This window comes from Xenorhabdus sp. PB61.4, assembly GCF_963894935.1.
GTDB classification, from domain to species: Bacteria; Pseudomonadota; Gammaproteobacteria; order Enterobacterales; family Enterobacteriaceae; genus Xenorhabdus; species Xenorhabdus stockiae.
The window spans coordinates 1-10,453 of record NZ_CAWQJR010000030.1 but is presented as its reverse complement, the minus strand read 5'-3'; the positions used below and the strand labels follow the sequence as shown (position 1 = coordinate 10,453).

9 protein-coding genes are annotated in these 10,453 nt (G+C 41.0%); 7 read left to right on the top strand and 2 right to left on the bottom strand.

Annotated features, from left to right (window positions below; translation table 11 throughout):
* Positions 1 to 132: 132 nt before the first annotated feature.
* Positions 133 to 1,068, bottom strand: coding sequence for a LysR family transcriptional regulator (locus tag AACX68_RS02850; protein ID WP_228860553.1), 936 nt, complete (start codon positions 1,066 to 1,068; stop codon positions 133 to 135).
* Between the two features lie 218 nt (positions 1,069 to 1,286).
* Here AACX68_RS02850 and AACX68_RS02845 point away from each other — a divergent pair, with 218 nt between their 5' ends.
* Both AACX68_RS02845 and AACX68_RS02840 read left to right on the top strand, forming a co-directional pair.
* The gene (locus AACX68_RS02845; RefSeq protein WP_228860552.1) at positions 1,287 to 1,592 is read left to right on the top strand and encodes a type II toxin-antitoxin system TacA family antitoxin; all 306 of its coding nucleotides are present in this window, start codon (positions 1,287 to 1,289) and stop codon (positions 1,590 to 1,592) included.
* Positions 1,573 to 2,115, top strand: coding sequence for a GNAT family N-acetyltransferase (locus AACX68_RS02840; protein ID WP_228860551.1), 543 nt, complete (start codon positions 1,573 to 1,575; stop codon positions 2,113 to 2,115). Before AACX68_RS02845 ends, AACX68_RS02840 begins: the two co-directional genes overlap by 20 nt.
* Positions 2,116 to 2,144: 29 nt before the next feature.
* Here the strand turns inward: AACX68_RS02840 and AACX68_RS02835 are convergent, their stop codons facing one another.
* Entirely contained in the window at positions 2,145 to 3,050 is a 906-nt protein-coding gene (locus tag AACX68_RS02835; RefSeq protein ID WP_228860550.1) for a LysR substrate-binding domain-containing protein, read from the bottom strand.
* Between the two features lie 104 nt (positions 3,051 to 3,154).
* On the opposite strand from AACX68_RS02835, the gene AACX68_RS02830 reads away from it, so the two are divergent.
* The 5 genes from AACX68_RS02830 (at position 3,155) to AACX68_RS02810 (ending at position 10,004) form a co-directional block, all read left to right on the top strand.
* The gene (locus AACX68_RS02830) at positions 3,155 to 4,240 is read left to right on the top strand and encodes a tartrate dehydrogenase (protein ID WP_228860549.1); all 1,086 of its coding nucleotides are present in this window, start codon (positions 3,155 to 3,157) and stop codon (positions 4,238 to 4,240) included.
* Positions 4,241 to 4,565: 325 nt separating this feature from the next.
* On the top strand, positions 4,566 to 6,179 hold the full coding sequence (locus AACX68_RS02825; protein WP_255705716.1) for a BCCT family transporter: 1,614 nt from the start codon (positions 4,566 to 4,568) through the stop codon (positions 6,177 to 6,179).
* A 42-nt stretch (positions 6,180 to 6,221) separates the two neighbouring features.
* Positions 6,222 to 7,343, top strand: a complete 1,122-nt coding sequence (locus tag AACX68_RS02820; RefSeq protein WP_228860548.1) for an aromatic ring-hydroxylating oxygenase subunit alpha — start codon at positions 6,222 to 6,224, stop codon at positions 7,341 to 7,343.
* Positions 7,344 to 7,353: 10 nt separating this feature from the next.
* Positions 7,354 to 8,319, top strand: a complete 966-nt coding sequence (locus AACX68_RS02815) for a PDR/VanB family oxidoreductase (protein ID WP_228860547.1) — start codon at positions 7,354 to 7,356, stop codon at positions 8,317 to 8,319.
* 236 nt (positions 8,320 to 8,555) lie between these two features.
* Complete coding sequence (locus tag AACX68_RS02810) at positions 8,556 to 10,004, top strand: flavin-containing monooxygenase (RefSeq protein WP_228860546.1); 1,449 nt, start codon at positions 8,556 to 8,558, stop codon at positions 10,002 to 10,004.
* Positions 10,005 to 10,453 lie beyond the last annotated feature (449 nt).

The window sequence follows — 10,453 nt, the reverse complement described above, 5'->3', positions numbered from 1 at the left end:
TGCTGTGACATAGCCTTTTGTTCCTTTATTTCTCTATTTTTGACGACTTAAAGTTATAAAGGAGCGGCTATGTCATTTCAACTCATCATAAAAGTCGAGCATCGCGTTAATCTGTATGTAAATATGATAAATCTACTTGTGGGTATGAATTAATTTCATACCGTATTTTATTGTCCTTTCAAGATGGTTTTTGATTAAAGGTAAGCAAAGTTCTCTGAACCATTTATGTTCTGGATCTTCATGGTGTTTAGCATGCCAGAGTAAATAGTATTGTTGTGGTTTGATCTCGATAGGTAGGGCTTTTATTTTCAAATCATACTGTTGAGAAAAATTAGCTGCAATATGTAGTGGCATGGTTAGCATTGTGTCCGTTTTTAATAACAACTCAATGGCTGACTGGAAAAAGGGTACGGTTGCAAAAATATGGCGTTTTAGGTTCATCATCGCTAATTGTTGATCAATCGGGCTGTTTTTATCTCCGCCGCCACTGATGAGAATATGTCGGCCATTAATATAGTTATTGACTGTCATATTGTTATCAAAATGAGGATGGTCGTTCCTGAATACTACTACAAGCGGGTCTTCCGCCATTAAATTCCCGTATAAATTATCGGGTACTGAATCAGCAATTGTTGCTACTAAATCCACATCCTGCTCAGCTACGTTATACAGGTTATCTTTATGCCACTGTTTATATTCAATACTGACATTAGGTGCTTCTTTTTCAATATGGCTCAATATAGAGGGTAAAATAGCCTGAGCAACATAATCGCTGGAGGCTAAGGTAAACTTTCTGTCACAAAGACTTGGTTCCATTAGTTCAGGTGCATACAGATTATTTAACTGTTGAAGTAAGGCCGGAAGTTGTGCTTTCAGTTTTTCTCCTTTTTTCGTCAGGATGAACTGATTGGCTTCCCGCACAATAATTCTGTCATGAAAATCTTCACGTAGCTGATTTAATGTTTTACTCATTGCAGACTGGGTAACATTTAACTGTTTTGCAGATTCGGTCAGGTTAAGTGTTTTCAGTATTGATACCAGCGCAGGGAGTAATTTGTAATTATTCAAGATGTGATTTCCATATGATCAGTGGGTAAGTGTAATAATATCGTAAAATAGTCAGTTAACTTTTATATGTTATATGTACGGTTATTGGCCGTATAAATTTGCTTATTATCTCATCAGATGCTATCTTCCGTCAGTACGATAAATAAACATTTATAGGTGAATAATTCTACAATTAAATTAATAAAATATAGTTTTATCAACTAACTGGAGTAACCAAAATGGCAACGATATCGGTAAAAAAGCCTCATAAAGAGGTGAAAAATGCCCGTGTAGAGTTAAAGACCAGCACTGAATTGAAAGAAACTTTGCGTCAGGCAGCACAAGTTGCTGGTGTTGATTTAAGTGCATTTATCCTGAGTGCGGCTTTTGAGCGAGCGGAAGAAGTACTGGAAAATCAAAAGCGTCGTGAATTAGATGAAGAAAACTGGCGTACTTTGAATATGCTGATTGCTGAACCAGCGTCCCCAACACTTGCTTTACGCGCTCTGATGAGGAAGAACAAAGATGGAAAAGCCACTAAATGAAATTGCGGTTGAATACATTTGTGTGAACTACCAGAGCGATATGATATATCCGGGCCAAAAAGCTTTTGATTGTGGTAACCATGTTCTTAACCGCTACGTTCGCAGTAGTCTTAAAAGTAATGTTGCCAATGGAAATTGCGTCTCTAAGGTCTTAATTGATGATAAAACAGGCGAGTTACTTGGTGTGTGCAGTTTTACAGGTTATTCGCTAGCAAAATCCAGACTGAGTGGTGTAATAACTGGTTCAATGCCAAGCGACCTTTCCGTCGTTCGCTTGGTGATGTTGGGAGTATCGGCAAAACATCAAAAGAAGGGATATGGTCATATTTTAATGCAGGAGTTTTTAGAGCACGCCATTAAAGTTCATAATGTGATGCCGATTAAGGGGGTATTTTTGGATGCAGACCCTGATGCAGTCGCGTTTTATACCCTTCTTGGGTTTGTTGAGTTAGGTGTTCCTGCATCCAATGGAACAACTCCTATGTTTTTAAAGATCCAAGATTTATTTGCAGCTATAAGGTAGCTTTAGACATAGTCATTATGAAGTTGCTTTTACTCCAAATAATGCTCCTGAAAATAACGCTCTAAAAACTCAACTGTTACTCTGATACGGGCGGACATAGCCAAGCGTGTAACGTAAACCGCCCAGATATTCGCTGACTGGTAATATTCCGGCAGAATGTGTACCAAAGCTCCTGAATTAATACTCTCTTTAACATCCCAATATGATCGCAGGATAATACCGTGCCCATCCAGACACCATTGGTGAATGATCTCACCATGATTGGATGACATCGGCCCGGTGACTTTTATTGACTGAACTCCTGTGCTGTTTTGTAGTTTCCAGACCCCGAACGGATGATCCCGCTCTTTGATCACCAGACAGGCATGAGAAGGGAGTTCATTAATTGATTTTGGCACTGAATGACGGGCAAGGTAAGCCGGTGATGCACAGAGGATCCGGCGGTTGGATGCCAGTTTGCGGGCAATCAGATTGTCATCAATCTCATCACCAATACGAATATCGAGATCAATCCCTTCAGTCGCCAGATCAACAAGACGATCTTCCACATCAAAACGAAGATCGAGCTGTGGATAAGTCTGGATCAATGCTGATAATGCCGGAGCAACGAACTTCCGGCCAAAGCCAAAGCTGCTGGTAATTCTGATCTTTCCCTGCGGTTCTTGCCGAAGTTCGCAGAGTTCATCCATCATCTGGTTAACATCGTTCAGAATATGCTGCGCCCATTCATAAATCCGCTCACCATCTTCTGTAATAGATACCCGGCGTGTGGTTCGGTGTAACAGACTGACATTCAATACATTCTCTAATATCGCGATGCGCTTACTGATAAAAGCAGGAGAGGCACCGATCTCTTCCGCGGCGGCGGCAAAACTGGCTCTTTTCGCCACTAAAAGAAAGACGCGTAGATCCTGTAAAAAGGGAAGATTATTCATAAATTGTAAATTATGTTTCTACATTTTTAGTATTGAATACAAATCAGTCAATTATAAGATATACGAAAAGTCAATTCTGTCCCCTGATAAATGAGATATACTTGATGAAAAAAACGTTTAAAATTGCAGCAATTCCGGGTGATGGAATTGGTCATGAAGTGCTTCCTGAAGGTATTCGGGTTTTGCAGGCGGTGGCTGAAAAATGGGATCTTCATTTATCGTTTGAATATTTTGAATGGGCTAGCTGCAATTATTATCTCAGGCACGGCAAAATGATGCCCGATGACTGGTTTAATCAATTAATGCAGTTTGATGCTATTTATTTTGGCGCGGTAGGCTGGCCTGAAACCGTGCCTGATCATATCTCACTTTGGGGATCATTACTTAAGTTTCGCCGTGATTTTCAGCAGTATGTTAATTTGCGTCCTGTGCGTTTGTTACCGGGAGTGCCCTGTCCATTAGCGAATAAGAAACCGGAAGATATCGATTTTTATGTTGTCCGGGAAAATACTGAAGGGGAATATTCCGCTATTGGGGGTCGTTTCAATGAAGGTACGGAGCATGAAGTGGTGATTCAGGAGTCGGTTTTTACCCGCCGTGGTGTTGATCGCATCCTGAAATATGCGTTTGAATTAGCCCAGAGCCGTCCCCGTAAATTATTAACTTCTGCAACGAAATCCAATGGGTTATCCATCAGTATGCCTTACTGGGATGAGCGGGTTGAAGAGATGGCAAAACAGTACCCTGATATTAAGTGGGATAAGCAGCATATTGATATTCTTTGTGCCCGCTTTGTGTTGAATCCGGAGCGGTTTGACGTTGTGGTCGCTTCCAACCTGTTCGGCGATATTCTTTCTGATCTTGGCCCTGCCTGTACCGGAACTATTGGAATTTCTCCTTCTGCTAACCTGAATCCGGAAAGAAATTTCCCGTCATTATTTGAACCTGTGCATGGCTCTGCGCCGGATATTTATGGCAAAAATATTGCTAACCCGATTGCTATGATCTGGGCGGGAGCCATGATGTTACAGTTTTTGGGCGAGGGTGAGCAGCGCTATCAGGATGCTCATGATGATATCTTAGCGGCGATTGAAGCGGTAATTGCGCAAGGCATTGTGACCCCGGATATGAAAGGAAAGGCATCAACACAGCAGGTGGGAGAAGCCATCGTTAGTCATTTGAATACTTAAAATTATTCTTTTCTAAAAAACATTATTTTCTAAAAACCATATTCTTTATTGGGGGTATGGTTTTTTTGTTGTCTGATTTCAGACTGATTCTGAACTAACATCACAAAACATTAATTACGATATGTGTTTTATCTATTTACTGTTTGGCTAATTGTTTAAATAGTGTAGCGACACTATATTTTTATTGTTAACAAAAAGAAGCGATAAGTTTTGTTCTTACTTAGTTGCACGTTTTCCTTTTGTCCTGTCCATAACAACGATAACAGGCAATTTTGTGTATCCATAAAAAATAAGGAGATATACAAAATGGTAAAGCGGAGGTTTTATGCTGAGCAACCCAAAGAAAGATATTCCGTTAATTGTCATCAGTCTGGTCTGCATTATTGTGATAGCAATAACACTCGGTGCGTTTCCTGAAAAAACAAGTGTTATTGCTAATGCAATTTTTAATGGTCTGACCCGTTTGCTTGGGTCAACCATTCAGATTTTAGTGCTTGTCGCTTTGATGTTTGTCCTTTATCTGGCACTGAGTAAATACGGCAATATTCGCCTTGGAGAAGGAAAGCCAAAATATGCCACAGCACCGTGGTTATGCATGTTTATTTGTGCGGGGCTTGGTTCATCGACGTTATATTGGGGCGTGATGGAATGGGCCTATTATTATAAAACGCCCGGTCTGAATATTGCTCCTCATACACCTAAAGCTCTCGAGTACAGTATCAGCTACTCTTTTTTCCATTGGGGGGTCAGTGCCTGGGCTACTTATGCTCTGGCTTCGTTGGTAATGGCTTACCATTTTCATGTCAGAAAAAATAAAGGGCTGAGCCTGTCAGGGATCATCTCTGCCATTATTAAAATCAATCCTCAGGGTTTTTGGGGTCGTCTGGTGGATATGACATTCTTAATTGCGACGGTAGGCGCATTAACGATTTCGTTAGTGGTGACTGCATCAACATTAAGTGGTGGGCTTTCGGTGCTAACCGGCATACCGAACAATTTTATGGTTCAGGCCGGAATCACATTATTAGCCGCCTTAATTTTCAGCTTAAGTTCTTATATTGGTATTGATAATGGTATGCGGCGATTAAGCCAGATGGTGGGCTGGGGAGCGCTGGGGTTTGCGTTTCTGGTTCTGATGGCAGGGCCGACAGAATTTATCATTAATAATATTATTCATACCATTGGTCTGACGACACAGAATTTCCTACAAATGAGCTTGTTTACCGATCCAATGGGAGATGGGCAATTTACCCGTAGCTGGACTGTTTTCTATTGGTTGTGGTGGATTTCATATACTCCCGGTGTTGCTATGTTTGTGACGAGGGTTTCTCACGGACGAAAAATTAAGGAAGTGATTTGGGCTTTGTTATTAGGTAGTACGTTTGGTTGCTGGTTTTTCTTTGGTGTTCTGGAAAGCTATGCGATGCACCAATTTATTACCGGAGCCATTAATGTCCCTGAAATATTAAATACGTTAGGTGGTGAAACGGCGGTTCATCAGCTATTGAATGCGTTGCCATTCGGTCAGTTTTTCCTTATTGCCTATCTTTGCATTATGATTATTTTTCTGGCCTCACATATGGATGCAGTGGCCTATACGATGGCAGCAACCAGTACCCGTAATTTAAGCGAAGGTCAGGACCCCAGCCGGAATTTACGTCTTTTCTGGTGCGTGGTGATTACACTCATTCCCCTTTCGATCCTGTTTACACAGGCTTCTCTGGAAACAATGAAAACAACGGTAGTGCTGACTGCACTCCCCTTTCTGGTGATCCTATTATTTAAGGTCTATGGTTTTATTCGCTGGATAAAACAAGATTACGCGCATGTTCCTGCCCATCTTATTGATACTTCTGAACAGCAGGAGAATGTTGTTATTCCGGTGCCGATAAAAGTAAAAAATACTAACAATACCTTCATCCACGACAGCAATAACTAACAAAACAGTCAATGAACGTCATAAGAAGATTAAGGAATTGATATGAGCATCCAACATCCTGATTTCACATTGCCAAGAGATTTTTGTGCAAACCCGACAGAAGCTTATACCATGCCAGCCCGTTTCTATACTTCTCAGAGTGTATTTGATTATGAGAAAGAAGCGATTTTCGCTAAGAGTTGGATCTGTGTTGCACACATCAGCGAGTTGGCTAACCCGAATGATTACATTACGCGTGAAATTATTGGTGAAAACATTGTCATCGTGCGTGGGCGTGACAAAGTATTACGGGCATTTTTTAACGTTTGTCCTCATCGTGGACACCAGTTATTAAAAGGGGAAGGTAAGGCAAAAAATGTGATTACCTGCCCTTATCATGCGTGGGCCTTTAAACTTGATGGCACCTTAGCACACGCGCGTAATTGCGAAAATGTGGCCAATTTTGATAAAGACTTAGCGACTCTGACCCCTGTTAAACTGGAGGAATACGCTGGTTTTGTCTTTATTAATATGGATGTGAATGCCGGTACAGTTGAACAACAGTTGCCGGGATTAGGAGCCAAAGTATTGGAAGCCTGCCCTGACGTTTACGATTTAAAACTGGCTGCCCGTTTCACGACATCAACTCCTGCTAACTGGAAAAGTATTGTTGATAACTATCTGGAATGTTATCACTGTGCTCCGGCACATCCGGGTTTTTCTACTTCTGTTCAGGTTGATCGCTACTGGCATACTATGCGTGATAACTGGTCATTACAATTTGGTTATGCCGTTCCCTCAGAGCAATCTTTCAAATTTGAAGGTGAATCTTCATTCCATGGTTTTTGGTTATGGCCTTGTACTATGTACAACGTTACGCCCATTAAAGGCATGATGACGGTGATTTATGAATTTCCGGTTGATGCGGAAACAACGCTACAACACTACGATATTTACTTTACCAATGAGGATTTGACGCAGGAGCAAAACGATTTGATCGAATGGTATCGCGATGTTTTTCGCCCAGAAGATCTTCGTTTGGTTGAAAGCGTACAAAAGGGACTGAAATCCCGTGGTTATCGTGGTCAGGGGCGCATTATGGCAGATAGCACAGGAAGTGGGATGAGTGAGCATGGTATCGCTTATTTTCATAATCTTATCGCGCAAATCTACCATGAAGAATGAGGTGTAGTTTATGGCTACTTATCAAATGGTTGGTGTTATTGTCAGCGATATTGAAACGATAACGCCAACCATTAAGCGTTTCACGTTAATACCAGATCAAAACACGCATTTACCCTCGTTTACTGCTGGCAGTCATATTTTTGTGCAAATGCAGGATGGCAGCAGCAATTATAGTAATGCCTATTCGTTGCTCAATTCTCCTTTTGATGAACAACGTTATCAAATTGCAATTAAGCGGGAAGCGCGTTCACGCGGTGGTTCGGCATTTATGCATGAAAAAGTCACTATTGGGGATAAGCTCTTTGTTTCTGAGCCTAATAATTTATTCTCAATCGTGCCTGAAGCCAAAAAACATATCTTAATTGCGGGTGGAATCGGGATCACACCATTTATGTCTCACCTGCATCAGCTGGAACAGCAAAATGCAGATTATGAACTGCATTATTGTTACCGGAATGCCAATGAAAACGCATTCTGGCAAGAATTAATGGCATCAGAATTTAAAGATAAAGTTGTTTGTCATGTTTCATCTGAAGGTTCCCGTATGGAGCTGGAGACTTTCATTGCTCAATTGTCTGAAGGAAGCCACATTTATACATGCGGTTCAAATTCATTAAGTGAAGGTGTAAAACAAGCGGCACAAAAAGCCGGATTTCCTCAATATCAATTACATTTTGAGCAGTTTGCAGTTGAAGATAAAACAGGTGATGCCTTTACCCTTGTGCTTGCCAGATCAGGAATTGAATTGGAGGTCGATAACGCATCGACAATTCTGCAAGTTATTGAAAGAAATAATGCCGCAGTGGTTGAAAGTTTATGTCGCGAAGGGATCTGCGGAACTTGTGAAACGGCGATTTTAGAAGGTGAGGTCGATCATCGTGATCACTATTTTAGTGATGAAGAAAGAGAGAGCCAGACATCTCTGCTGATTTGCTGTTCCAGAGCGAAAGGTAAACGGCTGGTGATTGATTTATAATGAAAGTCATTTCTAGGGCTACGCGGAATATTCTGTAGCTCTATATTCCACATAGTTGCTGACCGCGCTGGCTTATCTTTGTCACCATCATCGCTGTACAAATGCTATCCATCCCCCTGCCTCGATTAATGTTAGTCCCCCCTCATAAATACAAATGGTTGTTTTATTGAATAAAAAATAACATGTTGCGATGGTGGGAAAATGTCCTCATCAGAAAATACCTTATAGGGGGGAATGTGAATAATCATTACGATGTTTTGATTATGGGGGCTGGTGTTTCTGGTATCGGTATGGCATGCCATCTGGCCAGAGAATGCCCTGATAAAAAAGTGTGGATATTAGAGCGTCGTCGTGCAATTGGTGGAACATGGGATTTATTCCGTTATCCGGGTATTCGTACTGATTCGGATATGATGAGTTATGGCTATAAATTTAGTCCCTGGACAGAAACCAGTATTTTTGCTGATGGGCCTTCAATCAAACGTTATCTCCGTTCAGCGATGGAGGAGTATAAAATTGATAAAAAAATTCAGTTTGGGATAAAAATAATCCTAATTAATTGGTCAAATAAAAGCCGTCAATGGGAGATTACAGCAATTGATGAGGCCAGCGGTGAAACCCGGCAGTTTACCTGCAATTTTCTGATCGGTGCGACAGGTTACTTTAACCATGATGAGCCTCATTCCCCCAAACTTCCCGGACTTGAAGATTTCAAGGGCCCGGTGGTTCATCCGCAACATTGGCCTGAGACTTTAGATTACAAACGGAAACGGGTTGTTGTGATTGGAAGTGGTGCGACAGCGGTAACTTTATTGCCGGCAATGGCTAATGATACAGAGCATATTACTATGCTACAGCGTTCTCCCAGTTATATTTTTTCAATACCGGGCAAGGATAAATTCGCTGAATTTTTTAAAGGCATTATTCCTCAGCGTTGGATTTACGCCCTGAGCAGAGAGCGTAATATATTATTTTTCAGTTACCTGTATAAGATAAGCCGATATTTTCCCAATATGTTGAGAGCATTTTTGCTGGGACTAGCCCAAAGGAAAGTTGGCCCTGATTTTGACATGAAAAATCTTACGCCTGAGTACATGCCGTGGGATGAACGATTGTGTTTTGTGCCCGACAGTAATTTTTTTAAGGTAATAAGAGAAGGAAAAGCATCGATTGTTACTGATCATATTAAGCATATTACTGAGAATGGCATTTTGTTGCAGTCTGGTAAGGAGTTACCGGCAGATATCATCGTGACAGCGACAGGTTTACAATTACAGCTTATGGGGGGGATTGGGGTTTCCATTGATGGGCAACCGATAGAGCCTAATAACCTTATGTTTTATAAGGGAACATTGATTCGGGATATTCCTAATTTTGCTTACCTGTTTGGGTACATTAATAATGCCTGGACATTAAAAATTGATCTTTCAGCGGATTATATATGTCGTCTGTTCCATGAAATGGATCGCCGTCAGGCTACGGTTGTGGCTCCACATGCGCAGCCGGATGAGATTTTGGTGGATGAGAATATTTTCGGGGCGCTGAAATCCAGTTATGTAAAACGAAGCAGTGATGCTCTTCCCCGTCAGGGACGCAGCGAAAACTGGCGTGTGTCACATGATTATCAAAAAGATAAACAGGTTTTACGTCAACCAGTAGATGATCCGGCTTTGGAGTGGACATGATTATCAACAGTCCGTTATCGTAACGGACTGTCATCTGCGGGTAATCAGGTTATCTTTTTGCTTTTTAATTAACTGTTTTTTCGAAAGCCAGGAGAAGGCGATCCCGGATATAGCACCAAAAAAATGACTTTCTGTTGAAACATAGGCATGCCAGAGGAACAGATTAATTGCGATTCCGCCATAGTAGATAAAGACAACAATCGCGAAAAAGAAATCTTTGGCTCGTTTGAGAAAATATTCTACTATTTTTTTCGCCGTTTTTTTCTGGGTTTCTTGCCAGTTATTTTGGGGTTATCAATAGGAGAAAAGCTATTTATATAATTTGCTAACTCCTGATAGTTAAATAAGCTTTCATAATAACGATACACTCATTTTTTTCATTCCCGGTTGTTGCCCTAATGAAAATGCAATCATAAATTCTTCAACGCACGCTAAGAGTTGCCACATAT